The 23,292-nt window shown below is 72.2% G+C and carries 25 protein-coding genes and 1 tRNA gene; 16 read left to right on the forward strand and 10 right to left on the reverse strand.

Features of this window, described 5'->3' with window-relative positions; translation table 11 throughout:
• Positions 1 to 124: 124 nt before the first annotated feature.
• Together ACZ3UD_RS21410 and ACZ3UD_RS21415 are read right to left on the reverse strand one after the other, a co-directional pair.
• Entirely contained in the window at positions 125 to 664 is a 540-nt protein-coding gene (locus ACZ3UD_RS21410; RefSeq protein WP_465589808.1) for a GNAT family N-acetyltransferase, read from the reverse strand.
• Positions 661 to 1,416 carry a GntR family transcriptional regulator gene (locus tag ACZ3UD_RS21415; RefSeq protein ID WP_465589811.1) on the reverse strand — a complete coding sequence of 252 codons (756 nt, stop codon included), beginning with the start codon at positions 1,414 to 1,416 and terminating at the stop codon, positions 661 to 663. The genes ACZ3UD_RS21410 and ACZ3UD_RS21415 overlap by 4 nt, the downstream gene beginning before the upstream one ends.
• A 457-nt stretch (positions 1,417 to 1,873) precedes the next feature.
• Between ACZ3UD_RS21415 and ACZ3UD_RS21420 the strand changes: the two genes are divergently transcribed.
• From ACZ3UD_RS21420 to ACZ3UD_RS21475, 12 genes are all read left to right on the forward strand, one after another.
• Positions 1,874 to 2,122: a hypothetical protein gene (locus tag ACZ3UD_RS21420; protein WP_465589814.1), complete on the forward strand. Its 249-nt coding sequence runs from the start codon at positions 1,874 to 1,876 to the stop codon at positions 2,120 to 2,122.
• A 94-nt stretch (positions 2,123 to 2,216) separates the two neighbouring features.
• A complete protein-coding gene (locus ACZ3UD_RS21425; RefSeq protein WP_465589817.1) occupies positions 2,217 to 3,230 on the forward strand; it encodes a DUF2637 domain-containing protein in 1,014 nt (337 codons plus the stop codon).
• Positions 3,227 to 3,589, forward strand: a complete 363-nt coding sequence (locus ACZ3UD_RS21430) for a hypothetical protein (protein WP_465589820.1) — start codon at positions 3,227 to 3,229, stop codon at positions 3,587 to 3,589. Before ACZ3UD_RS21425 ends, ACZ3UD_RS21430 begins: the two co-directional genes overlap by 4 nt.
• Positions 3,586 to 3,960, forward strand: coding sequence for an RRQRL motif-containing zinc-binding protein (locus ACZ3UD_RS21435; protein ID WP_465589823.1), 375 nt, complete (start codon positions 3,586 to 3,588; stop codon positions 3,958 to 3,960). The genes ACZ3UD_RS21430 and ACZ3UD_RS21435 overlap by 4 nt, the downstream gene beginning before the upstream one ends.
• 48 nt (positions 3,961 to 4,008) lie before the next feature.
• Positions 4,009 to 4,440 (forward strand): hypothetical protein, encoded by a 432-nt coding sequence (locus ACZ3UD_RS21440; protein WP_465589826.1) that lies wholly within the window; start codon positions 4,009 to 4,011, stop codon positions 4,438 to 4,440.
• A 93-nt stretch (positions 4,441 to 4,533) separates the two neighbouring features.
• Complete coding sequence (gene traA / locus ACZ3UD_RS21445) at positions 4,534 to 5,073, forward strand: plasmid transfer protein TraA (protein ID WP_465589829.1); 540 nt, start codon at positions 4,534 to 4,536, stop codon at positions 5,071 to 5,073.
• A gap of 14 nt (positions 5,074 to 5,087) precedes the next feature.
• Positions 5,088 to 7,139 (forward strand): plasmid transfer protein TraB, encoded by a 2,052-nt coding sequence (gene traB / locus ACZ3UD_RS21450; protein ID WP_465589832.1) that lies wholly within the window; start codon positions 5,088 to 5,090, stop codon positions 7,137 to 7,139.
• A 127-nt stretch (positions 7,140 to 7,266) separates the two neighbouring features.
• A complete protein-coding gene (locus tag ACZ3UD_RS21455) occupies positions 7,267 to 7,701 on the forward strand; it encodes a hypothetical protein (RefSeq protein WP_465589834.1) in 435 nt (144 codons plus the stop codon).
• A gap of 83 nt (positions 7,702 to 7,784) precedes the next feature.
• On the forward strand, positions 7,785 to 8,639 hold the full coding sequence (locus ACZ3UD_RS21460; protein WP_465589837.1) for a bifunctional DNA primase/polymerase: 855 nt from the start codon (positions 7,785 to 7,787) through the stop codon (positions 8,637 to 8,639).
• A gap of 2 nt (positions 8,640 to 8,641) precedes the next feature.
• Positions 8,642 to 10,117 carry an ATP-binding protein gene (locus ACZ3UD_RS21465; protein ID WP_465589840.1) on the forward strand — a complete coding sequence of 492 codons (1,476 nt, stop codon included), beginning with the start codon at positions 8,642 to 8,644 and terminating at the stop codon, positions 10,115 to 10,117.
• Between the two features lie 439 nt (positions 10,118 to 10,556).
• A complete protein-coding gene (locus tag ACZ3UD_RS21470; protein WP_465589843.1) occupies positions 10,557 to 10,745 on the forward strand; it encodes a helix-turn-helix domain-containing protein in 189 nt (62 codons plus the stop codon).
• The gene (locus tag ACZ3UD_RS21475; protein ID WP_465589846.1) at positions 10,745 to 11,899 is read left to right on the forward strand and encodes a site-specific integrase; all 1,155 of its coding nucleotides are present in this window, start codon (positions 10,745 to 10,747) and stop codon (positions 11,897 to 11,899) included. The genes ACZ3UD_RS21470 and ACZ3UD_RS21475 overlap by 1 nt, the downstream gene beginning before the upstream one ends.
• Before the next feature lie 88 nt (positions 11,900 to 11,987).
• Here ACZ3UD_RS21475 and ACZ3UD_RS21480 read toward each other — a convergent pair.
• Positions 11,988 to 12,061, reverse strand: a tRNA-Thr gene (locus ACZ3UD_RS21480).
• 279 nt (positions 12,062 to 12,340) lie between these two features.
• Here ACZ3UD_RS21480 and ACZ3UD_RS21485 point away from each other — a divergent pair.
• From ACZ3UD_RS21485 to ACZ3UD_RS21495, 3 genes are all read left to right on the forward strand, one after another.
• Entirely contained in the window at positions 12,341 to 13,438 is a 1,098-nt protein-coding gene (locus ACZ3UD_RS21485) for an ABC transporter ATP-binding protein (protein ID WP_465589849.1), read from the forward strand.
• 219 nt (positions 13,439 to 13,657) lie between these two features.
• Entirely contained in the window at positions 13,658 to 14,098 is a 441-nt protein-coding gene (locus ACZ3UD_RS21490) for a hypothetical protein (protein ID WP_465589852.1), read from the forward strand.
• Positions 14,099 to 14,152: 54 nt separating this feature from the next.
• Positions 14,153 to 14,983 carry a nucleotidyltransferase family protein gene (locus ACZ3UD_RS21495; RefSeq protein WP_465589854.1) on the forward strand — a complete coding sequence of 277 codons (831 nt, stop codon included), beginning with the start codon at positions 14,153 to 14,155 and terminating at the stop codon, positions 14,981 to 14,983.
• A gap of 169 nt (positions 14,984 to 15,152) precedes the next feature.
• Here the strand turns inward: ACZ3UD_RS21495 and ACZ3UD_RS21500 are convergent, their stop codons facing one another.
• The 7 genes from ACZ3UD_RS21500 to ACZ3UD_RS21530 form a co-directional block, all read right to left on the reverse strand.
• A complete protein-coding gene (locus ACZ3UD_RS21500) occupies positions 15,153 to 16,733 on the reverse strand; it encodes a DoxX family membrane protein (protein WP_465589856.1) in 1,581 nt (526 codons plus the stop codon).
• Positions 16,734 to 16,985: 252 nt separating this feature from the next.
• Positions 16,986 to 17,978, reverse strand: coding sequence for a 23S rRNA (guanosine(2251)-2'-O)-methyltransferase RlmB (gene rlmB / locus ACZ3UD_RS21505; RefSeq protein ID WP_465589859.1), 993 nt, complete (start codon positions 17,976 to 17,978; stop codon positions 16,986 to 16,988).
• A 136-nt stretch (positions 17,979 to 18,114) separates the two neighbouring features.
• Positions 18,115 to 19,509, reverse strand: coding sequence for a cysteine--tRNA ligase (gene cysS / locus ACZ3UD_RS21510; protein WP_465589862.1), 1,395 nt, complete (start codon positions 19,507 to 19,509; stop codon positions 18,115 to 18,117).
• A gap of 94 nt (positions 19,510 to 19,603) precedes the next feature.
• Positions 19,604 to 19,999 carry a PPOX class F420-dependent oxidoreductase gene (locus ACZ3UD_RS21515; protein WP_465589865.1) on the reverse strand — a complete coding sequence of 132 codons (396 nt, stop codon included), beginning with the start codon at positions 19,997 to 19,999 and terminating at the stop codon, positions 19,604 to 19,606.
• 147 nt (positions 20,000 to 20,146) lie between these two features.
• A complete protein-coding gene (gene ispF, locus ACZ3UD_RS21520) occupies positions 20,147 to 20,638 on the reverse strand; it encodes a 2-C-methyl-D-erythritol 2,4-cyclodiphosphate synthase (RefSeq protein ID WP_465589868.1) in 492 nt (163 codons plus the stop codon).
• Positions 20,628 to 21,383: a 2-C-methyl-D-erythritol 4-phosphate cytidylyltransferase gene (gene ispD / locus ACZ3UD_RS21525; protein ID WP_465590313.1), complete on the reverse strand. Its 756-nt coding sequence runs from the start codon at positions 21,381 to 21,383 to the stop codon at positions 20,628 to 20,630. The genes ispF and ispD overlap by 11 nt, the downstream gene beginning before the upstream one ends.
• 258 nt (positions 21,384 to 21,641) lie before the next feature.
• The gene (locus tag ACZ3UD_RS21530) at positions 21,642 to 22,124 is read right to left on the reverse strand and encodes a CarD family transcriptional regulator (protein WP_030244332.1); all 483 of its coding nucleotides are present in this window, start codon (positions 22,122 to 22,124) and stop codon (positions 21,642 to 21,644) included.
• Positions 22,125 to 22,562: 438 nt separating this feature from the next.
• On the opposite strand from ACZ3UD_RS21530, the gene ACZ3UD_RS21535 reads away from it, so the two are divergent.
• A complete protein-coding gene (locus ACZ3UD_RS21535) occupies positions 22,563 to 23,222 on the forward strand; it encodes a DUF461 domain-containing protein (RefSeq protein ID WP_465589872.1) in 660 nt (219 codons plus the stop codon).
• The last annotated feature ends 70 nt before the right edge of the window (positions 23,223 to 23,292 follow it).

Consider the following 23,292-nt stretch of genomic DNA (forward strand, 5'->3'; position numbering starts at 1 on the left):
CAAGATCAAACGCGGTGATCGGCGACCGGCCCGAACGCATCCCGCCCGCCAGGAACGAGTGTTCACGGGGGCGGGCAGATGTGTCAGCGTCCGATCGTGTTGATGTCAGGAGACGCTGTCAGCATCACGTCTGCACTGGCCCCGCAGCTGGCCCACAAGCCGCCAAGCTGACCTCTCTCTCAAAGAGGGCGCCTGACTGCCGGTGAGGCAGATCTACAGTTCGCACCAGCGTGAAGCCCCGCCCGAGGTAGTACCGGTGGAGCGCCGGATTCGTCTTCCACGCATCAAGCCGGAGCCTGGACTTCCCCGCAGCCACCGCCCGGGTGGCTGCCCAGTCCAGCATCCGCGCGCCAACCGCCTGGCCGGCTACCTCCCGAGCGATGGCCATCCGGTGCACGTACAGGGCCGTCTCCGGATCGTCGTCGGCGCGCCAGAACTCCGGGTCGGCTTGCTCGTCCACGGTCAGCGTGCCAACCGGCCGACCGTCCTGGAATGCGAGGAAGCACTCCCCGCGCCCCATCGATTCAAGTAGTCGAGCCCGGCGCGGCGGGAACTGCCACTGGTCGCTCCCGAGCGACGCGAGCCACTCCCCCGCGCCGATCAGCAGCCCTTCGACCAGGGGCAGTTCGTCCGGCGTAGCTGTACGCATCTCCAGCACTGTCACTCGGCCCCGTCCTGCGGCTGCTCCCACTGCCGCTCGTACGAGATGACGTGCCGGTCACCCGGCAGCACGCTCACCGCGACCCGCACCGGCCGCGCGTCGGCCGTGTACCCGGTGCAGACGTGGTACGCGACAGGGGTCCCGGGGCCCAGCTCAAGACGGCGCGCCTCATCCGGGGTCGGCATCCGCACGTACAGCTCATCTAGCGCCCGGACCTGCCGGTAGCCCAGCTCGGCCAGCACTTCGTTGGCGCCCCGGGTGATGTCCTCGGGCCGCATGATCTCGGAGTCTCGGACGATGTCCAGCGGGAAGTAGCTGTCGTTCACGTTGAACGGCTCGCCGTCGAGCCAGCGGATTCGGCGACGCACCGCAGCAAGCTCCCCCGGCTCCAGGTGCAGGCGCTTCGCAATGTCCGGGGCTGGCTCCACGATGGCCACCTCGATGAGCTGGCGCGGCTCCCGTCCATCTGCCGAGTGCTCCGTGACGAAGGCGTCCATCTCCGCCGAGTATGGGCGCTTGCGGAACTCGGCCTGCGGGCGAAAGACCATTGGCCTGCGCTCTTTCACGAAGTAGCCCCGGGGCCTCATCGGCACGACCAGGCCTTCGTTGACCAACTCGCCCAGCGCCTGGCGCACCGTGGCTCGACCAACGCCGTACTGGGCCGTGAGGGCCGCTTCGGTCGGTAGCTGCGCGCCGGCCGAGAGCGTTCCATCCGCGATCTGCTGCCTCAGTGCGTCGCGGATCTGCTGGTACATGGGCGCTCGCCCAGATCGCATCGCTGACATGCAACCCATGAAACCGCAGCTCACGACGCATTGTCCAGTCAATGCGGACGATGAGCTTGACCACGGGTAGCCGAGCGTGCCAATCTCTTCACCGGCAGCATTGTTCGGACAATGCAGACCATGACGAGAGGCCCTTCTTTGGGCTGCTCTGACCTGCGCAAATGCGACCCGCAGTTGTCGGGGGAAGGCGGCTGAGCCGCACGCCCTGCGAGCTGCGCGGATCGCAGTTCCTTGAGAACTCAACAGTGTGCTGATCAAGAACGAGTGTCTTTGGTCCCCGATCCGTGCCGCCTGTGGCGGGTCGGGGGTCATGGCTGCTCGTGATGTGACGAGTAGCTGAGCCCGGACGCGTCGGGCCGCCGCGCTTTCCTTGGCCGGGTGCGCGGCGGCCCTGCGGGCTCACCACCCAACTGGACGAGGTGAACCCATGAAACTGATTGTCGCAGGCCAGGAGGCCATGACCCGGGCCGAGTTCACGGAGCTCGCCTTCGGCTTCGGCATCGACGCCGAGCTGTTCACCGGCAGCGAGGACGAGTCCGCCGAGGACAGGCTGGCCCGTCTCGACGTGGCGCGGGAGATCCTGCGGGACCTGGACGGGCCGGCGGCCCGGTTCGCGTCCTCGCTGATGCGCACCGCCGAGCGCCGCCGGGTCCAGGCCTGGAAGGCGGCGGCGTGATGGCCCGACTCCCGCTCACGGCGCTCATGTCCGCTCACGGCGCGCTCACGCACCGTGCTCCGATCGCCGGGCGGTGGTCGCGGTGAGGGCGTCGATGAGCCAGGAACAGATCCGGTCGGCGGAGCGGGCGTTGGCCGTGGGCACGTGGACGATCACGCTGGGCGCGGTCCTCTACAGCGTGCTCACGGTGACCCCGCTGATGTCCGGACACACCCCGAGGGGGTGGCAGTGGACAGCTCCGATCCTGCCGCTGGTCGTGGACGCGGCGGTGGTGATCGTGATCCGCATGGACAGCACGCTCGCCCGTCTCGGCGGCGACGGTGGCCGGTGGCCGGTCGTGCTGCGCTGGATGACCGGCGTCATGACGGTGCTGCTCAACGTAGGTCTGTCCGCCCTGGACCGCGATGCGGTCGGGGTGGCGGTCCACGCGGTGGCGCCGCTGCTGCTGATCGTCACGGCGGAGACCTCCCTTGCCTACCGGCGGGCGATCGCCGCCGCGTTGGCCGCCCGTGAGGCCCGTGAGCGCGATGAGCGGGCCGAGCGCGAGCGTCGCCAGGAGGAGCGCCGCCGGCAGGAACGCGAGGACCGCTTGGCCGAGTACGCCCGGGCCGAGCAGCGCGAGCGTGAGCGCCGTGAGCACGAGGAGCGGATGGCCGACAAGCAGCGTGAGCATGAGGAGCGCATGGCCCGCGAGGCGCGGCAGGAGCAGGCCCGTCGAGAGGCTGCCGAGCGCGAGGAACGGCAGCGCAAGGAGGAGGCCGATCGGCGGGAGCGTGAGCGTCGTGAGCGCGAGGTGAGCGAGCGTGAGCGCCGTGAGCGTGAGCGTGAGCAGGACGCCGGGCGCGAGATCGAGCGGCTGCGGCATGAACTCCTCACCGCGCCCGCCGTGGACGAGAGGCTGCCCGAGGACCAAGCCCGACTGAAGGTTCAGGCCTGTGTGGTGGCTGGCGTCCCGCAGCGGCGGGCGGCCGAGCTGACCGGCTGGTCGGCCGGATGGGTCGCCAACCGCTACCGCGAGTTCAGCGCGGCCGGTACGGAGCGTCCCGCCCTGCACGCCGTCCCCGCCACCGAAGAGACCACCCACCCCGCAGAGGAGCAGGCATCGTGACCACCAGCACCGACACCCGCCCGAGCGCCGACGCCCAGATCAAGGCCGCCGGCACGCTGCTGTCCCTCCTGAGCGCCCACGCCGCCCTGCCCGCCCCGGCCGTCCAGCTGGAGTACCTGCAGCTGCCCGGCACGTACGACTTCGCGTGGGGGCTGAACGTCGCCCTGCACAGCGGCCTCGACCACTTCGAGCACTGGCGCCAGGCCCTCGGTGTCGACCCGACCACCCTCAACCACGACTCCAACGCCTCCGGCACGCTCGCCTGGCTGTCCGTCATCACCAGCTACTGCGGTGTCCCGCTGAAACTGATCGGCTTCTACGCCCCCCGCTTCGACGTCGCGCCGCCGGAGATGCCGTGAGCCGCCCCCGGCACTGGGACCCCGACGGCTCCCACCACGGTGGCACGCCCACGTATCCGTGGCGCATGGCGCCGCGTGGCCTCTTCACCCGCCGCCAGCTCCGCGCCAAGGGCCTGCGGCCCGGCGGACAGGACGTCGCCGCGCAGATCATGTGGCGCTCCCGCTACGGCGGCACCCGCCCCGCCTACCTCTACCGGCTCGACCGCGCCAAGCCCGTACGGCCCATGACCCCCGCGAAGGCCGCCGCTCTCGCCAAGGCCAACGCCGCACGCCGCACCTGCCCCACCTGCAGGCGGGACGCCGGCTACGTGCTCCCCACGCACCTCGGCACCTGCCTGACCTGCGCCGACCACGCCGCCCTCGCGGCCTAACCCACCCCTCACCTGCTCTCCCGCCACCTGCGCAAGGAGACCCCTGTCATGACCATGAACACTCAGGCGGCCCGCTTCGCCGCCTCCTACGCCCTGCTGCGGTCGGCGGCGGACGTCGCGGACCACTGGGTCCAGTCCGACCACCAGGCCACCACCAAGGGCGGCCCCGGGGCGGCCGGGCGCCGGGCCTGCGCCGCGCACGTCGCCTCGTACACCGCCGTCCAGGCCGCCGTCCTGCTCGGTGGCGCCCGCCTGCTGGGCATGCGGCTGCGGCCCGTCCCGGTGGTGGCCGCGCTCGTGCTCAGCGCGGCCAGCCACTACGCCGCCGACCGGCGCCAGCCCCTGCGGCGCCTGGCGGATGCCACCGGCAAGGGGCGGTTCGTGCGGCTCGCCGACCACGGCATGAACGGCGGCTACCTGCTCGATCAGGCGTGGCACCACGCCTTCGAGACCTGCGCCGCCCTCATCGCCTGCGCCTGACGGGCTGACGGCTGCCTGTCCTCGCCCGGCCCCACGCGGGTCGGGCGGGGGCGGGGAGCCGGGACAGTCCCGGCCCGCAGGGGAGGCACCGCGATGACCGTGAACACGACGTCGCCGAACAGCGGCGCGAACAGCACCAACGGCTCCACCAACAGCAACAGCACCCGCAATGGCTTCGGCTCCGGGGCGACGTTCGCCCCCGGGATCAGCATCAACGTCAACAAGAACACCACCGCCGGCGCCCCGCAGATGGGCGCGGCCGCCAACCCCGGCACCGGCGTGGACCGCACCTCCGCGCTGGCCCTGCCCGAGCCCGCGTTCTACTCGGCCGCCGACGTGCGCTCCTACTGCGAGGCGCTGCGGGCGTTCGCCTCCTACTCCGCGATCGAGGTGGAGGTGGCGGCCGAAATCCTCAAGGCCGCCCTGGAGCAGGCGCCCGGCGTCCCCGGTGACCACGCCTTCCAGGCGAAGATGCGCGCCCGCTCGGTGGCCAAGAAGCTCGCCAAGGCCGCCGACGCCATGACGGATGCGGCGAAGGACGCCGCCGCCGCGTGGGCCGCCTTCCAGCGCGAGTACGCCGACGTCATGACGCCCCGTCCGGCCCAGCAGCAGCGCCGCCCGTTCCAGTTCTGAGAGGAGTACCGGCCATGCCGAAGAAGGACAACGTGGACCCCGAGGTCCAGCACCGGGAGAACCTGGAGGGTGCCAGCACCGGCAAGGGCATCGCCGCGTGGATCGCCCACCGGGCCAAGCCCTACACCCCGCCGTGGATCATGGCGGCCGGAGTAGGGGTCGCCGGGTCCGCCGCGTCCCTGGAGTGGCAGGGATCGGCGGCGGCCGGCGTCGGCCTCACCCTGAGTTCCGTCGCCCTGACCGGCATGACCTGGTGGGCCGGCCGCACGACCAGCCCGCAGCGGCGCCTGCACTCGGCCGTCACCGTTGCCGCGGCTTCGGCATGGATCACCGGGGCCGCGCTCGCCGGGCCGATGGCAGGCCCCCTCCCGGACGCCTTCCTGATGGGCGGCCCGGTCGTGGCCCTGTCCTGGAACATCCGCCAGGTCATGCGCCGCAACCCCGACGCCGTCCAGGCCGCCGACAACGCCGACGGCTCGCTCCTGGAGAAGGTCAAGCTCGCCGGAGCCAAGATCCGCAAGGCCGAGGTGGAGCCGAACCGCGTCACCGCCGAAGTGGTCCTGCCGGCCGGGGAGATGACCAACGACGACGTCACCCGAGCGCTGCCGAACATCGCCTCCGGCCTGGACGTCGCCCCCACCGCCGTGCGCTACCTGCCCGACCCCGACTCCGCCCGGCGGGGCGAACTGGTCGTGGTACCCCGGGACATGCTCGCCGAAGTGGTCGAGTGGGAGATGCCCACCAACGTCGGCGGCTCGATCGCCGATCCGCTGATCATCGGCCGCTACGACGACGGCTCCCCGCTCATGCTGTGGCTGCCCGGCGACCCGGAGGCGGGCCGCAACGGCACCCACCTGCTGATCTGCGGCATGACCGGCTCCGGCAAGGGCGACGGCGCGCTCAACGTGCTCACCGAGATCATGGGGCGGCGCGACGTCATCGTCTGGCTGTCCGACCCCAAGGCCTTCCAGGACTTCGGCCCGCTGCGGCCGGGCCTGGACTGGGCCGTGGAGGGCGGGGCCGAGACCGAGACCATGGTCACCGCCCTCCAGGCCGTCATTCCCGCCCGCACCCGCTGGCTCGGCGCCCACGGCTACCGCCAGTGGGTCCCCGCCGCCGCCGAGCAGCAGAGCGACCCCGGGCACTCGTGCCAGAAGGGCCGCGCCTGCAACTGCCCCGGAATGCCGTTCCTGGTCGGCTGGTTCGAGGAGGCCGCCGCCACCATCCGCTTCATGGGCGACGAGGGCTTCACCGAGATCGCCCAGCTCGCCCGCGCCGCCGGCGCCGCCCTGGTCATCAGCCTGCAGCGGCCCAGCCACGACCAGATCAGCACCAGCACCCGGGCCAGCCTGCCCAGCGCGCTGGTGTTCGGCCTGGACGCCCGGGACGAGGGCATGGCCCTGCCCGGCCCGGTCCTGGACGCCGGTGCCCACCCCGGTGCCTGGGCCAACCGCCGCCCCGGCTACTGCTACCTGGTCACCCCCGGCGTCCCCGAGCAGCGCTACAGCTCCCCGGGCCGCACCTTCCGCTTCACCGGCCGGGCCGCCCGCGTCATGGAACAGCTCGCCGCGTGGTCGGTGCGCAACGGCGCCAAGGTCGACCCCGTCACCGCGAAGGCCGCCGCCGCCACCGCAGGCAAGGCCTACACCGAACGCCACAACCACGGCGCCACCGACGAGGACGAGGACAGCGTGTACACCGACGCGGACGAGACCGACGGCGGCGCCGAGCGGCGGGTGGACCCCGAGGACGCCGACCTGGACCCGCAGGCGGAACTCCCCCCGGTCCCCGACACCGTGGCCGGCATGACGTTCGGCCCCGCCCCGGCCGCCCCGGACTTCACCCCCGAGGAAGCCCGCGCCGCCATGGACGCCATCGTGTCCGCCTTCGAGCAGGCCGGCATGATGGTGATCGGCCCGAAGGACGTCATGGCGCAGGCCGCCCAGTTCGGCCGCTCCCGCCCGTGGGTCTCCGGGGAGTTCCGCCGTCTCGTAGACGAGGGCCGCTTGGTCCCCTCCGCGAAGGCCGGCCGGTACCGGATCGTGCCCGCCCCGGCGCTGGTCTGACACCTCTGACACCTGACACCCGCTGACACCCATTCCCCTAGGCAGACGGGGTGTCAGACGGTCGCTGACACCGTCTGACACCCCGCTCCTGACACCTCGCGCCACGTCCCCTGACGGGAGAAGAATCGTGGACCACGCCACCCCGCAACCCACCGTCCCTTCGGTGCTCTACACCCCGGACGGCACCCCCTACTACGCCCACCAGACCCCGCCCGCCCCGGCGCCCCTGGTCCTCTACCAGCCGCCGACTCAGGCCCCGCTTGCGGTCCAGCACCCCGGGCCCGCGTACCTGCCCGCCCCGCACACCCCCGCGCCCCTCCCGGTCGCGGTGCCCGCGCGGGACCCGTGGCCCGCCCGCCTGCTCGCCGGAGGCATCGGCGTCGGCGCCGGCGGACTCGGCCTCGGCTTCCTGCTCCAGACCCTCGCCGCCGCGACCACCGGTCTCGGCCTGCTCGTCGGCGCCCTCGGAGTCCTCTACCTGCTCAAGAACAGCGGCGGCGGGGGCCGAGGCGGACAGGGCGCCGTGAACGTGAGCGTCAACGTCACCAACCGCAACCGCTGACCTGCTCGAACGGCAACGGCGGCCCCCTTCCGCCAAGAACCGGGGCCGCCGCCAGTCCAGCCCAAGAACTGGAGGCATCCAGCATGACCCAACTGACCCGCATCCGGGGAGAGCATCTGTCCACCGCCCTCGCCGTGGCGGCCCGCAACGTGCCCGTACTGCCGTTGCGGGCCGGGAAGGTGCCGTTCGGCAACTGCCCGCGCTGCGACCGCAACGCGTGCGGCGGCCGGCCGAACATGAAGACCCCCGGCCCCTGCGACTGCCCGGCCCCCTGCCACGGCTGGGCCGCCGCCACCACCGACCCCGACATCATCAACTCGCCCGCATGGGCGCGAGCGTGGCGCCACGCGGCGGCGGTGGCCTACCACCCCGGCGGCGCCGGGCTGACCGTCGTCGACCTCGACAACCCGGACGCCATCACCTGGGCGCGCACGAACCTGCCCGCCACCCGGACCGTGGCCACCACCCGGGGTGAGCACTGGCTCTACCAGGGCGCCATGCCCTCCACCAACAAGGTGCGGCCCGGCGTGGACATCAAGTCGTCCATGGCCTACGCCCGGTGGCTCGGCCCCGGGACCGGCCCCCTCGCCGCCCTGCCGGACGTCGTCCGCGCCCTGGTCGTCAAGGTGCCCGCCCCGGTCCGGTCGACGGCCGTCACGGTGCCGGCACCGGGCGGGGGCGGGACGTGCCCCCACCGCACGCCGACGTATCTGGCCCGTGGCATCGCCATGGCCGAGCAGCGCATCACCGAGGCGTCCAGCGCCGTGCACAACACGGTCTTCGCGACGTTCCTCGCCGTGCTGTCCACCCACGGCCGGTGCGGGTGCCTGACCGAGGCGCACACGGCGCGCCTGTTCGCCGCTGCGCAGGCCAAGGGCGAATCCGCGCGGCACTGCGCCGACGCGTGGGCCAACGCCCTGACCCGGCTGGGGATGTAGCCGTGGCCGAGGACGAGAAGACCCCCGCGCGCGAGATCATCGCCGACTACGCGCAAGCGCACTTCCGGTACTTCCGCACCGCCGACGGCACCGTCTACGCCCAGAAGGTGGGCCACCCCGTGGCCCGGCCCATCCGCTCCCAGGGCACGACCGGCAGCCACCGCCAGGAACTCATGGTCGGCCTGTACCGGGACGGCGTCGGCGTGTTCAACGGCAGCGCTCTCAAGGAGGCGCTGGACCTGATCGAAGCGCTCGCCCTGTCCGAGGACGTGCAGGCCGTCCACATCCGGGTGGCCCCGGGCTTCGACGGGGCTACCTGGCTCGACCTGGGCCGCGCGGACGGGCTGTCCGTGCGCATTCACCCCACCGGCTGGGACATCCTGACCCCGGACCCGCGTGAGGTCTGCTGGCGTCGGACCCAGCTCACGGGTGAGCTGCCGCTGCCGGCCAAGGACACCGACGGCAAGGGCATCGACCTGCTCTTGCGGCTGACGAACTTCGCCAACGCCCAGACCGAATGCCTGGCCCTCGCCTGGCTCATCGGCTGCCTCTCGCCGGGCGTGCCCGTGCCCGCCCCGTTCCTCACCGGCCCGCAGGGCGCGGGCAAGTCCACCGGCGGTCGGATGCTGGTGAGAATCATCGAGGGCATGAGCGGTGACCTGCGCCGGGCGCCGAAGGACGAGGAGAACCTGATCGCGGCGGTCGCGGCCGGATGGGTCACCGCCCTGGACAACCTCTCCCACATGACCCCGGACCTGTCCGACGCCATGTGCTGCATCGTGACCGGCGCCGAGAGCGTCAAGCGCGCCCTGTTCACCGACGGCGACGTTCACCGCGCCAGCTACCGCCGCCCCCTGCTCCTGACCGGCATCGACGTGGGCGTCATCCGCCCCGACCTTGCCGAACGGCTCCTGCCCCTGCGGCTGGAGCGCCCGCGCGTCCGGCGCACCGAGGCGGAGCTGTGGGCGGAGTACGCGGAGGTGCTGCCCGTCGTGCTCGGGTCGCTGCTGGACCTCACGGTCAAGGTCCGCGCGGCCGAGGCGGAGACACCGACCGATCTGCGTATGGCGGACTTCGCCCACTTGTGCGCGCAGCTCGACGCGGCGACCGGCTTCGGGGCGCTGGCCGCCTACCGGGCCAGCCTGGACGACCTGAACGACGACGTCATCGAGGGCGACCTGTTGGCGCAGACCGTTCTCAAGCACGCCGAGACCATCGATCTAGGCGGCGCGCAGCGCATGACCTCCACCGAGTGGCTGAGCCACCTCAGCCGCCTCTACAGCGGCGATGACCTGCGCTCCCTGCCCAAGGGGTGGCCGACCACCGGGAAGGTCCTCTCCGACCGGCTCAAGCGTCTCCAGCCGACGCTTGCGGCCCGGGGTGTCCTCATCGACACCGGCCGCACGCGAGAGGGCCGCTACCTCGAAATGGCCCGCCCGGCCGGGCCGCCCTCGCACGAACAGCCCCGGCTGGTCTGACCCGCACCTCACCGCACAACAAGCAAGAAGAGCACCGGCGGCCGGGTGCTCTTCTTGCTGTTCGGCGAAGCCGCCCAAAGGTCGCGCCGCGAAGCGGCTCCTTCTTCACGCTCTGAGGCGCACCGAACTACAAGCAAACAGCCCCTCTTTCGTCCTAAGAGGGAAGACGCTGCGTCACCTGCGTCACCAGACCCGGAAAACGGCCCCTGACCTGCGCCGAAGGCGGTGACGCAGACGACGGCTGCTGCGTCATCCTGCGTCACCTGCGTCACCCGATGACGCAGCCCGCGACGCAGCGATGACGCAGACCCCGACTACCGCTTCACCCAAAACCGCAGGTCAACGACCTGAATGACGCTGATGACGCCGTGACGCAGAAATCCCCACCTAGGACAACCACGCATCGCGACAAGCCCCCGCCACCGCCCTGGGAGCACACGTGACCACCATCTCGCCCCTCGCTCTGGAAGTGCCCGAAGTCATGGCGGCCCTGCGGATGAGCCGCAGCAAGGTCTACGACCTCATCCGCACGAAGAAGCTCGCCAGCTTCAAGGAGGGCAACCTCCGCCGCATCCCCGTCACCGCCCTGCACGACTACCTGAACGCCAAGATGGAGGAAGCCGCCTGATGGCGAAGAAGCGCAACCCCAACGGCGCCGGCACCGTGACCCTGCGCAAGGACGGCCGGTACCAGGCTGCTGTCTACGTGCCCCAGCCCGACGGCACCCGGGCCCGCAAGTTCGTCTACGGCAAGACCTGGACGGAATGCGATGAGAAGCGCCAGGAACTCGTCCGGCGCGACCGGCAGGGCGTCCCGACCCCCACCCGGTCGGCCAAGCTCGCCGAGTGGCTGCCGTACTGGTTGGAGCACTTCATCGCGCCGCACCGCAAGCGGACGACCTACGACAAGTACGAGATGCACATTCGGCTCCACCTGGTGCCGGTGCTCGGCTCGAAGAGCCTGGAGAAGCTCGGCACTGCCGATGTCCGCCGGCTCATCAGCACCGTGACCAAGAAGGTGTCGGCGGCCACCGCCAAGGAGTCCCACCTGGTGCTCCGCACGGCCCTGTCCGCCGCCGTGCGGGACGAACTGATCACCCGCAACGTCGCCAAGCTCGTTCAAGCCCCCCGAGTGGAGTACCGAGTGACCAAGCCCTGGAGCCTCGATGACACGCTGATCTTCCTGGAGGGGGCCCGGCGTGACCCGCTGTACGCCGCGTTCGTCCTCGCCGTGGCGCTCGGCCTGCGGCGAGGGGAGATCCTCGGGCTGCACTGGTCCGACATCGACCTGGAGAACCGAACCCTGACCGTCCGGCGCCAGCTCCAGCGCCGGGACGGCGAGCTGTACGAGGACACTCCGAAGTCGCGCCGCCAGCGAGTCATCCCGCTGCCGATGATGTGCGTCGCCCCCCTTCGCTGGCAGCGACTCCGGCAGGCCGAGCAGCGCCGCCAGCGGTTGGAGGCGGGGAAGGACTGGCCGGAGCCCGGCTCCGTCTTCACCACGGCGACCGGCCAGCCGATCGAGCCGCGAAACCTCACCCGCTCGTTCACGCGGGTGGCCAAGGCTGAGGCCCTGCCGCCGATCCGGCTGCACGACACCCGGCACGGATGCGCGACGCTCCTCTCCGCCGCCGGCGTGGCGCCCCGGGACCTGATGGCCATCCTCGGGCACAGCCAGATCGCCATCACGATGGAGGTCTACACGCACGTGGTGCAGGAGAAGCAGCGCGAGGCGATGAGGCACATGGACCGCCTGTTGAAGCGGCGCCGCAAGACCGACTGATGTCATCTGGAGATGTCAGAAAGCCCCGGGCCGATCACGGCCCGGGGCTTTCCGCGTTCTTCGGCCCTCTGACCTGGGCCGGAAGCTGAGCCCCCTGTCGGGTTCGAACCGACGACCCCCGCTTTACAAGAGCGGTGCTCTGGCCAGCTGAGCTAAGGAGGCACGGTGGCCGTCCGCGATGGATCACGGCGGCACCGGGGGCAGTCTACCGGGCCGGGGTGGCGGGGTGGGGGGATATCCGGGGTTGGCGGGGTGGGTGGGCGTGATGGAACCGATGCCGAAAACGGGCGGAGAGGGGCTGACAAGCGGCGGGAGCGCAGGTAGCGTCGCCGGGAGCCGGTTTGCGCAGTGGTTCAGACCACTGACGGACCGACGGAGACGAACCACCCCCCTTTACTCGGATCGTCCGGCACGTTCCTGCCGGTGAAGGAGAGCACAACCATGGCTTCTGTCACGTACGACCAGGCGACCCGCATCTACCCCGGGGCCACCAAGCCCTCGGTGGACGCGCTGGACCTGGAGATCGCGGACGGCGAGTTCCTCGTCCTGGTCGGCCCGTCGGGCTGCGGCAAGTCGACCAGCCTGCGCATGCTGGCCGGCCTGGAGGACGTCAACAGCGGCGCCATCCGGATCGGCGACCGGGACGTCACCCACCTGCCGCCGAAGGACCGGGACATCGCGATGGTGTTCCAGAACTACGCGCTCTACCCGCACATGACCGTCGCCGAGAACATGGGCTTCGCGCTCAAGATCGCCGGCGTGAACAAGGCGGACATCCGCACCAAGGTCGAGGAGGCGGCGAAGATCCTCGACCTCACCGAGTACCTGGACCGCAAGCCGAAGGCGCTCTCCGGCGGTCAGCGCCAGCGCGTCGCGATGGGCCGCGCGATCGTCCGCCAGCCTCAGGTCTTCCTGATGGACGAGCCGCTGTCGAACCTGGACGCCAAGCTCCGCGTCTCGACCCGTACCCAGATCGCCGGCCTGCAGCGCCGCCTGGGCATCACCACCGTGTACGTCACCCACGACCAGACCGAGGCGCTCACCATGGGCGACCGGGTCGCGGTGCTCAAGGACGGTCTGCTGCAGCAGGTCGACACCCCGCGCAACATGTACGACAAGCCCGCCAACCTCTTCGTGGCCGGCTTCATCGGCTCGCCGGCCATGAACCTGGTCGAGGTGCCGCTGGTGGACGGCGGCGTGAAGTTCGGCGGCTCGGTCGTCAACATCTCGCGCGAGAACCTGGCCGGCGCCGGCACCGACAAGACGGTGATCGTCGGTGTCCGCCCCGAGCACTTCCAGATCGTCCCGGCCGGCGGCATCGAGGGCGTCGCGGTGACCGTGAACGTGGTCGAGGAGCTCGGCTCGGACGGCTTCGTCTACGGCACCACCCAGATCGGCGGCGTGGACAAGGACCTGGTCGTCCGCGTCCCCGGCCGGCAGATCCCGACCCGCGGCGAGACCATCCACGTCGTGCCGATCGCGCAGGAGACCCACGTCTTCGCCACCAGCACCGGCGTGCGCCTGAGCGTCTGCGACTGACGCGACAGGCACGGCACACGGCAGGCGCGGCAGGTGCGGCAGGCGCCGCAGGCACGGCAGCTGACCGACGCGACGGAGCCCGTCGGACCCTCCCCGGTCCGGCGGGCTCCGTCCGTACACCCCCACGTCAACACGGCGCAGGGACAAACCCGGACACCACGTCACTCAATGGTGTAACGGAGAGCTATTCGGCCCGTACCCACCGCTACTCTCCTGAGGGTGAAGCAGCTTGTGCGCCGTATCGGCCAGACCGTCGCCCTGACCCTGCCGGTCGTCCTGGTGACCACCGGCACCCTCGCCGTGACCCGGGTCCCGTGGGCCCCGCCGACCGGGCTCGACCAGCAGGTGGTGGCGGCGTCCAGCGGCGACGGCGCCGGGATCGGGCGCTCCGCCGCCACCACCAAGACGGACGGGCTCGCCCCGCAGGAGGCGCTGCGGGTGGCGCTGCTGGACGAGCTGCGCGCCAAGAACCCGTCCGCCGCGCTGGACCTGCTGGAGCGCTCGATGCGCGAGCAGCCCTCGCTCACGCCGTACTGCACCTCGCTGGCGACCGAGCTGGGCAAGGCCGCGGTGCGCAAGTACCAGGGCGACGTCCAGCGAGCCCGTTCCTTCGCCCGCCCGGTCTGCGACGGCTCCTTCGCGGCGGGCGTCATCGGCTGACGGTCGACGACGGTGGGCTGACGAAGCCCGCCGCGGGCGCCCTATCGTTCAGCCATGACCGCTGACTCCGGCCCCACCGCCGACCTCGCGTCCCCGCAGTCCCAGTCCCACCAGCCCCGGCCGACCACGACGCCCGTCACCCAGGCCGTCACCCAGGCCGTCACCCAGGCCGTCACCCAGGCCGTCATCCTGGCCGGCGGCCAGGGCTCCCGGCTGCGCCCCTACACCGACGACCGCCCCAAGCCGCTGGTCGAGATCCCGGGGACGGGCACGCCGATCCTCGGCCACCAGCTGGCCTGGCTGGCCGCCGAGGGCGTCACCGACGTCGTGGTGTCCTGCGGGCACCTGGCCGCCGTGCTGGAGGAGTGGCTCAGCACGGCGGACCTGCCGCTGCGCGTCCGTACGGTGGTCGAGGCCGAGCCGCTCGGGCGCGGCGGCGGCCTCAAGCACGCGGCCAAGGCGCTGCCCCGCCCGGACGAGCCCTGGTACGCCACCAACGGCGACATCTGGACCCGCTTCAGCCTGCGCGACATGGCCGCCTTCCACCACGAGCGGGACGCCGTCGCGACGCTCGCGCTGGCCCGGCCGCGGATCCCCTGGGGCGCCGTGGAGACCGACCAGTTCGGCAACGTGCTGGACTTCATCGAGGCCCCGCCCTCGCCGTTCCTGATCAACGCCGGCCTGTACGTGTTCAGCCCGGAGTTCGCCGAGCTGCTGCCGGACGTGGGCGACCACGAGCGCACCACCTTCCCCCAACTCGCCCGCGGCAAGCGGCTGGCGGGCTACCAGCTGCCGCAGGGCGTGTACTGGCGGGCCATCGACACGGCCAAGGACCTCACCGAGGCGGCCAAGGAGCTCGCCGCGCACCGCGACAGCTCCCGCTGAGGGCCACGCGGCGACGTCGGCGGCAGCACACCGGCGCTGACGGCGATGCAGCGACCCCGGCAGCAACACAGCCCCCGACGGCGACGCAGCCCCCGACGGCAACGCAACGGCCGGGTGCTCCCCCACGGAGCACCCAGCCAGAGGCGTGCCGGGGGACGGGGACGGGACGTCAGGTCGCCATCGGCGTCCCCGGGCGGGAGGAGCGCCCGCCGCCGGACAGGTCGGCCAGCGGACCGCTGCCCAGCACCCCGCCGAGCAGCCCGGAGCCGTTGCTCGGGCTCGGCTTGGGCGCGGTACCCGAGCCGCCGGGGGCCGGGGTGCCGCGCGGGGCCGCTGCGGAGCCGCCCGCGGCGGCGGACGGGGCCGCCGGCGCCGGGGCGGAGCCGCCGGCCCCGGTCTCCGCCCTGCCGGAGTGCTTGCCGCTCGGCGTGGCACCGGTGGGCTTGGCGGCGGGGGCGCTGGACGGGGAGGTCGCGCTCGGCGTCGGGGTGGCCGGGCGCGGGGCGGCGGGCGAGGGCGAGGTGGACGTGCCCTGGCCGCCCGGGGCGCCGGACGGGCCGCCCGACGGCCAGACCGGGGTGCCGTAGTCGGTGGCCGGGCGGGCCGGCGTCTCGTGCGGCCGGGCGCCGGTCCGGACGGCCGCGCCCAGCATCGAGCCGAGCAGCAGGGTCAGGCCGACCACGACGGTGGTGACCACCGTGCCCCGGCGCAGCACCCGGCGGCGCAGCGTGCCCGGCGCGCCCGCGCCGACCCGGCGCCAGGCCTCCAGGTTGAGCCGCCCGTCCAGCGAGGCGAACGGTGCCCCGGCGATCAGCAGCGGGCTCCACGCCGCGAGGAAGATCAGGTCCGGGGTGTCGTAGACCGGCACGGCCCGCCAGCTGACGGTGAACAGCAGCGCCGCCGAGAGCAGCATCGCCGCCCCGGCCGCGAGCCGCTGCCAGAGGCCGAGGATGGTCAGCACGCCGACCACGATCTCGGTGAAGGACACCGCCAGGCCGGAGCCCACCGGGTGCGCCATCGCGAAGGCGAGCAGCGGCTCTGCGACCTTCCACGGGTGCAGCGAGGAGAGCCAGCGCATCATCGAGCCGCGCTCGCCGCCGTCGAAGTACACCGGGTCGCAGAGTTTGCTGAACCCGGCGTAGACCGAGAGCGAGCCGAGCACCGCGCGCAGCGGCAGCAGCACCAGGCCGAGGTCGACCCGGCGGCCCGGGTACCAGGGCTGCTTGCCCTCGGCGGCGGAGACCTCGGGCAGCTCACCGCTCGGGGTCCAGCCGTGCGGCTCGCCGACCGGGCCGATGCCCGCGTCGGTGGCGCTGCCAGTGCCCTCGCGCGGCTGGCGCGGGACGCTCCGGGCGCCCGCGTAGGCCGGGAGCACCTGGGTGTCCGCCTCGGCCAGGCCGACGCCGCCGGCCGGGGATCCGGTCTGGCGCACCGCCTCCAGCAGCCGGGTGGCCGCGAGGTCCCCGGGGGCCGTCCGGCCGGTCCAGGTGACGGCGGTGACCCGGCCCTTGCGGCGCGGCGCGCCGCCGGCCCCGGCCCCTGCCAGCGCCGGGACGGCGGAGGCGGGCACGACGACCTGCGGGGTGACCAGCGGCCGGCGGATCAGGCCCTGGTCGGCGTACGGGTCGCCGAACGCGGCGCCGGAGGACAGCAGTCCGGCCGGGGCCTCGATCAGCGGCGCCACCGGGGCGCCGAGCCGGAGCCGAAAGCTCGCCTGGGTGCTGCTGAGGCGCGCCGGGTCCGACGGCACCTTGACGGTGTCGAGCCCGGGGCCCGCGTCTATCCCGGTACTGCCACCGCCGAACAGGGGGCGCCGAGGTGTTCTGGTGTCCACACCCGTCTAACCGGGTGACGGCCGCTTAGGACACTCTCCCGGGTGGATGTCCGGCGCATACTTGAAGTGATCACGAAAAAGGCGATCGGACCCGGTCGGGCCCGATCGCCTTTCACTCGGATCGCGGAGAATTCAGAAAATCGCCTGCGGCAAGAGCAGCGGGTGTGCTCAGCGCTTGGCGCGCAGCCGCGCGGCCTCGTACAGCACGATGCCCGCCGCGACACCGGCGTTCAGCGACTCGGTCAGCCCCGACATCGGGATCCGCACCCGCATGTCGCAGGTCTCCGAGACCAGCCGGGACAGGCCCTTGCCCTCGCTGCCCGCGACGATCACGACCGGGCCGGTCAGCAGCTCCAGGTCGCCCAGCTCGGCCTCGCCGTCGGCGGCCAGGCCGACCACCATCAAACCGGCCTTCTGGTAGGCCTCCAGGGCGCGGGTCAGGTTGGTGGCGCGGGCCACGGGCAGCCGGGCCGCGGCGCCGGAGGAGGTCTTCCAGGCACCGGCGGTCATGCCGGCCGCGCGGCGCTCGGGGATGACCACACCGTGCGCGCCGAAGGCGGCGGCGGAGCGGACCACGGCGCCCAGGTTGCGCGAGTCGGTGACCCCGTCCAGGGCGATGATCAGCGCGTCCTGGCCGGCGTCGGCGGCCTCCTCCAGCAGGTCCTCGGGGTGCGCGTACTCGTACGGCGGGACCTGCAGCACCAGGCCCTGGTGGTTGAGGCCGCCGGTCATCTGGTCCAGCTGCGGGCGCGGGGCCTCCATCAGCGGGATGCCGCGGTCGTTGGCGGCCTGGAAGGCCTCGCGCACGCGGTCGTCGGTGTCGATGAACTGCTGGACGTACAGCGCGTTGGCCGGGACGCCGCCCTGCAGGGCCTCGACCACCGAGTTGCGGCCGAAGACCAGCTCGGCGCTGCCCGCGCCGCCGCGACCGCCGCGACCGCCGCCGCCGGCCCGGCGCATGCCGGCCCGGGCCTTGGCGTCCCGCTCACGCTTCAGCGCGGCATTGGCGGCCCGCTGCTTGGGGTGGCCCTTGCGCTCCTCACCGGGCGGGGTCGGGCCCTTGCCCTGCAGCGCCTTCCGGCTGTGCCCGCCGGTACCGACAGACGCGCCCTTCTTCGATCCGGGGTTGCGGCGGTTCCTGCGCTGGCTGTTGCCGGCCATGGCTGTACTTCCTGTCTGTCCGGCATGCCCGGCCGCCCCGCTCGGTGCGGCGGCGGCCGACGGCATGCGCTACGTCATGCGGGAGGGCCGCACCGGTCCGGTACGGCCCACCCATCACCCCGATCGTCAGATGGGGTTACTGGCTGTTGATCGTCCAGCGCGGGCCGGACGGGGTGTCCTCGATGGCCAGCCCGGCCAGGCCGAGCTGGTCGCGGATGGCATCCGCGGTGGCGAAGTCCTTGCGCTCGCGCGCCGCCTGCCGCTGGTCCAGGACCAGACGGACCAGCGAGTCGACCACGCCGTGGAGGTCCTCGCCGCGCTCCGTCCCGGCCCAGTGCCGGTCGAGCGGGTCGAGGCCCAGTACACCGAGCATCGCACGGACCTCGGCCAGTCGCGCCACCACGGTCTCCTTGTCGTCCGCGTTCAGGGCGCTGTTGCCCTGGCGGACGGCGGTGTGCACGACGGCCAGCGCCTGCGGCACACCGAAGTCGTCGTCCATCGCCTCGGCGAAGGCCGGCGGCACCTCGGGCGCCGCGTCGACCGTGCCGCAGCGCTCGACGGCGCGCTGGACGAAGCCCTCGATCCGGCCGAAGCCGGCCTCGGCCTCGCGCAGCGACTCCTCGCTGTACTCGATCATCGAGCGGTAGTGCGGGGAGCCCAGGTAGTAGCGGAGCACGATCGGCCGCCAGCGCTGGACCATCTCGGAGACCAGCACCGAGTTGCCCAGCGACTTGCTCATCTTCTCGCCGGCCATGGTGACCCAGGCGTTGTGCGCCCAGAAGTTGGCGAAGTCGTCGCCGTAGGCCTTGGACTGGGCGATCTCGTTCTCGTGGTGCGGGAAGATCAGGTCCAGCCCGCCGCCGTGGATGTCGAAGGCCGGGCCCAGGTACTTGTGGGCCATCGCCGAGCACTCCAGGTGCCAGCCCGGCCGACCGCGGCCCCACGGGGTCTCCCAGCTCGGCTCGCCCGGCTTGGCGGCCTTCCACATCGCGAAGTCGCGCTGGTCGCGCTTGCCGGTCTCGCCCTCGCCCTCGGGCTGGCGCAGGTCGTCCAGCTTCTGGTTGGAGAGCGCGAGGTAGTCGGGGTACGACTTCACGTCGAAGTAGACGTTGCCGTCGACCGCGTAGGCGTGGCCCTTCGCAATGAGTGCCTGCATCATCTCGACCATCTCGGGGATGTGCCCGGTGGCCCGGGGCTCGACGGTCGGCGGCAGGCAGCCGAGCGCGTTGTAACCGTCGTTGAAGGCGCGCTCGTTCTCGTAGCCGATCTGCCACCACGGCGTGCCGAGCTCGCGCTCCTTGGCGATGATCTTGTCGTCGATGTCGGTGACGTTGCGGGCGAAGGTCACCTGGTAGCCGCGGTAGGCGAACCACCGCTGCATGATGTCGAAGTTGAGGTAGGACCGGACGTGCCCGATGTGTGGCGCCGACTGGACGGTAGCGCCGCACAGGTAGATCGAGACACAACCCGGTACGAGCGGGACGAAGTCGCGTACCTGGCGGGTGCTGGTGTCGTACAGACGAATGCTCACAGCGTCAAGCGTAGTGGGCGGCGGGGGGTGCCCCGCGACATTCCCCGGGAATGACAGGCCGCACCCCCGGGGAAACGCCCGTCCAGTACACCGGTCAGATGTTGCCGACCACCTTGCGCGGGGAGAGCCGGATGACCACCCGGACGTCCTCCGGGCCGTCCCAGGTGTAGGTGTCCACCCCGCGGTACTTGGCGGCCAGCTCGTTGATCAGCTCCCGGCCGCCCTCGGTGGTCATCGTCACCGAGCCGCGCGCCTCCAGGTACTCGTACGGGCTCTCCGGCGGGTTGATCACCAGCGAGACGCGCGCGTCCTTCACCAGGTTGAGGTGCTTGCGGCGGCCTTCGACGGTGGAGAACAGGATGTCGTCGCCGTCCCGCTTGACCCAGACCACGGAGGACTGGGGACTGCCGTCGGGCTGGATCGTGGAGACCACGGCGAAGCTCTTGCCGTCGATCAACGCCTTGGCCTTGTCGGAGAGTTCAACGCCCATCGGAAACCTCTTCTCGTCGGCGGCGGTACGGACCCGAGGCGAGCTCCGCGCGGGCCCGTACCGCACACTATCGATTCGGGCCCCCGCAGCACCTGGTGAACACCCGTCAGCGGAGGTCTATTTCCGTTGCCGCGACCGGCACCCCGCTCAACGCCGTTCGTACACCAGGGCGGTGGCGATCGCGGCCAGGCCCTCGGCCCGGCCGGTCAGACCCAGACCGTCGGTGGTGGTGCCGGAGACCGAGACCGGCGCGCCGGCCGCCTCGGACAGCGCGGCCTGCGCCTCCGCCCGCCGCTTGCCGATCTTCGGCCGGACGCCGATCACCTGGACCGCGACGTTCCCGATCTCGAATCCCGCCTCGCGGACCAGCCGGGCCGCCTCGCCGAGCAGTTTGACCCCGGAGGCACCGGCCCACTCGGGGCGGTCGGTGCCGAAGTGGGCGCCCAGGTCGCCGATTCCGGCGGCCGAGAACAGCGCGTCGCAGGCGGCGTGCGCGGCGACGTCCGCGTCCGAGTGCCCGGAGAGCCCGAACTCGGCGTCCGGCCACTCCAGTCCGGCCACCCGGAGCGGCCGGCCGGCCTCGAAGGCGTGCACATCGGTACCGATCCCCACCCGGGGGATCAACGGTTCAGTAGGCATCGGCGGCCCTCCGGCGGGCGAGTACGGCCTCGGCGAGCACGAGGTCCAACGGACGGGTGACCTTGAACGCCTCCTCGTGGCCGGGCACCACGACGACCCGGCCGCCGTAGCGCTCCACCAGGCCGGCGTCGTCGGTGACCGCCGGCGCGTCGGCGCCGCCCTCGGCCTCCTCGGCCAGCGCCTTGGCGTGCACCTCGACCAGGGCGGCCCGGTCGAACCCCTGCGGGGTCTGCACGGCGCGCAGGGTGGCCCGCTCGGGCGTGTCGATGACCGGCTCGGGGCGGCCCGGGTTCGGCTCGACCCGCTTCACGGTGTCGGCCAGCGGCACCGCGGGCACCACCGCCTCGGCCCCGGCCCGGACGGCGGCCGCGACGGCGTCCACCACCTCAACCGGGACGAGCGGGCGGGCCGCGTCGTGCACCAGGACGATCCCGACGTCCTCCGGGATCGCGGCCAGGCCGAGCCGGACCGACTCCTGGCGGGTCGCGCCGCCGGGCACCACCCGGATGTCCTTGCCGTCCAGCCCGTGGCTGTCCAGCAGGGCGACCACCTCGGCCACCCCGTCGGCGGGCGCGGCGACCACGACCAGCCCGACCGCCCGGCTGCGCGCCAGGGCCCGTACGGCGTGCACCAGGAGCGGCACGCCGCCCAGTTCCCGCAGGGCCTTCGGGGCGCCGGGCCCCAGCCGCTCACCGCGTCCGGCGGCGGGCACCACTGCTGCTGCGACTGCTGCTGAGGCGTTCAGGTTTCACTCCTTCGGCGAAGTGGGTATGGCCTTGGCGTGCCCGGCGGGCGCCCGGGCCCCTTCCGAAGATCCACGGTCCACTGCCCGCCGCACAACTCCGCAGAAACGGTCTTGCAGGCCTGGACCGGCTCGGGCGGGGGGCGTCGTCCGGACACGCCTCAGCGCCCGAAGTGCCACTGCACCACCCCTGGACACTTCGTCCTGGGAGCGGCGCGCCAGCACCGGGCGCTGTGAGCGGTGGGCGGCAGCCCGACTGCACTACGAGGCGAGGACCTCGTCGAGCAGCGTCTCCGCCTTGTCCTCGTTGGTGTTCTCCGCCAGCGCGAGCTCGCTGACGAGGATCTGGCGCGCCTTCGCGAGCATCCGCTTCTCGCCGGCCGAGAGGCCGCGCTCGCGCTCGCGACGCCAGAGGTCGCGCACAACCTCGGCGACCTTGATAACGTCGCCCGAGGCGAGCTTCTCCAGGTTCGCCTTATAGCGACGGGACCAGTTGGTCGGCTCTTCGGTGTACGGCGCGCGCAGCACCTCGAAGACCCGGTCCAGACCCTCCTGGCCGACCACGTCGCGAACGCCGACGAACTCCGCGTTCTCGGCGGGCACGCGGAGCGTCAGGTCTCCCTGCTGCACCTTGAGCACCAGGTAGGTCTTGTCCACACCTTTGATCTGGCGAATTTCGATGGCCTCGATCAGCGCGGCCCCGTGATGGGGGTAGACCACCGTGTCGCCAACCTTGAACGTCATGTGACAGGACCCCTTCCGTGGCTTTCCAGAATAACACGCCTCGCGGCGCACCCGAAGGGCGTTTTCGCAGGTCAGGGCCGGTCTCGGGGCTTGACAAGCACCCCCATGACGTGCTGCGACCGATGTTCGAGAGGGGCTTCCCGCAGGTCGGAGGCGGTTCCGGCGCTCGGCGAAACCCTTGCGCAACACCCCCGCAGCCGTGATTGGATCTTGAGCTTTCGCCTCTTTCCCGGCCGTGACCCAATCGTTATTCGATCTTGGTCGAAGCTTGTCCCCCGCGTGACTCTGTGTGACTCGGTCATGGCACTCGTACGCCCGGTCGGCCCCGGGGAGACCCCGGGAGTGCGACACGGGGACCACCCCGTGAGGAGCGCATAAGTGAGGTCGATAATCTGAGACCTGACCTGTCGACACGTGACCTAGGGAGAAGCCGCCGCCGTGAGCCGCAGCCTTCGACGCGGCAGCATCGCCGCCATCGCCGCCATCGCCATCGCCTCGCTGTCGTCCTGCGCCGCCGGCAACACGCCGGACACGCTGCAGATCAAGCCCGACAACGCGGCAGCGACCATCGGGACGAACCTCCGGCTGAACGACATCGTGGTCGTCACCGGGGTGGGTACCTCGGGTGACTACACGGGCCCTGCCAACGTGGTCGTCAACATCTCCAACACGGCCGACACCCCGGCCGAGCTGCAGTCGATCACCGTCGGCACCAACAGCGCCACCTTCGCGGACGCCGCGGGCGCCCCGCTGTCCAGCATCGTCGTCCCGGCCGGCGGCTCGGTGTTGATCGGCGGCCAGGGCAACCCGTCCGCCTCCCTCGCCGCGGCCTCCGTGCACGTCGGCGGCTTCGCCCCCACCACCTTCACCTTCAAGGACGGCCAGAAGGTCGACGCCCAGGCCGGCGTGAGCCCGGACTCGGGCGAGAACGGCCGCGGCCTGTACAAGGGCTTCGGCCCGACCCCGGCGGCCGTGCCCACCAAGAGCGCCACCCCGGGCGCCACCGGCACCCCGTCGGCCGGCGCCACCACCCCGGGCGCTCCGACCACGCCGGTCGCCGGTGCCACCTCGTCGGCGACCGCTCCGGCCGCCCACTGACGCGGTACACCGCCTCCCGCGAGCCCTTCCCGGGCCCACGGGAGGCCCGCTACGCGGAAGGCCCCCTCCG

The organism is Kitasatospora sp. NPDC023118, assembly GCF_055560875.1.

Coding starts and splice junctions, on each gene's coding strand:
- ACZ3UD_RS21415 (WP_465589811.1), bottom strand. CDS start 1,416: ATGTACCAGCAGATCCGCGACGCACTGAGGCAGCAGATCGCGGATGGA.
- ACZ3UD_RS21420 (WP_465589814.1), top strand. CDS start 1,874: ATGAAACTGATTGTCGCAGGCCAGGAGGCCATGACCCGGGCCGAGTTC.
- ACZ3UD_RS21425 (WP_465589817.1), top strand. CDS start 2,217: ATGAGCCAGGAACAGATCCGGTCGGCGGAGCGGGCGTTGGCCGTGGGC.
- ACZ3UD_RS21440 (WP_465589826.1), top strand. CDS start 4,009: ATGACCATGAACACTCAGGCGGCCCGCTTCGCCGCCTCCTACGCCCTG.
- traA (WP_465589829.1), top strand. CDS start 4,534: ATGACCGTGAACACGACGTCGCCGAACAGCGGCGCGAACAGCACCAAC.
- traB (WP_465589832.1), top strand. CDS start 5,088: ATGCCGAAGAAGGACAACGTGGACCCCGAGGTCCAGCACCGGGAGAAC.
- ACZ3UD_RS21460 (WP_465589837.1), top strand. CDS start 7,785: ATGACCCAACTGACCCGCATCCGGGGAGAGCATCTGTCCACCGCCCTC.
- ACZ3UD_RS21475 (WP_465589846.1), top strand. CDS start 10,745: ATGGCGAAGAAGCGCAACCCCAACGGCGCCGGCACCGTGACCCTGCGC.
- ACZ3UD_RS21485 (WP_465589849.1), top strand. CDS start 12,341: ATGGCTTCTGTCACGTACGACCAGGCGACCCGCATCTACCCCGGGGCC.
- ACZ3UD_RS21495 (WP_465589854.1), top strand. CDS start 14,153: ATGACCGCTGACTCCGGCCCCACCGCCGACCTCGCGTCCCCGCAGTCC.
- rlmB (WP_465589859.1), bottom strand. CDS start 17,978: ATGGCCGGCAACAGCCAGCGCAGGAACCGCCGCAACCCCGGATCGAAG.
- ACZ3UD_RS21515 (WP_465589865.1), bottom strand. CDS start 19,999: ATGGGCGTTGAACTCTCCGACAAGGCCAAGGCGTTGATCGACGGCAAG.
- ispF (WP_465589868.1), bottom strand. CDS start 20,638: ATGCCTACTGAACCGTTGATCCCCCGGGTGGGGATCGGTACCGATGTG.
- ACZ3UD_RS21530 (WP_030244332.1), bottom strand. CDS start 22,124: ATGACGTTCAAGGTTGGCGACACGGTGGTCTACCCCCATCACGGGGCC.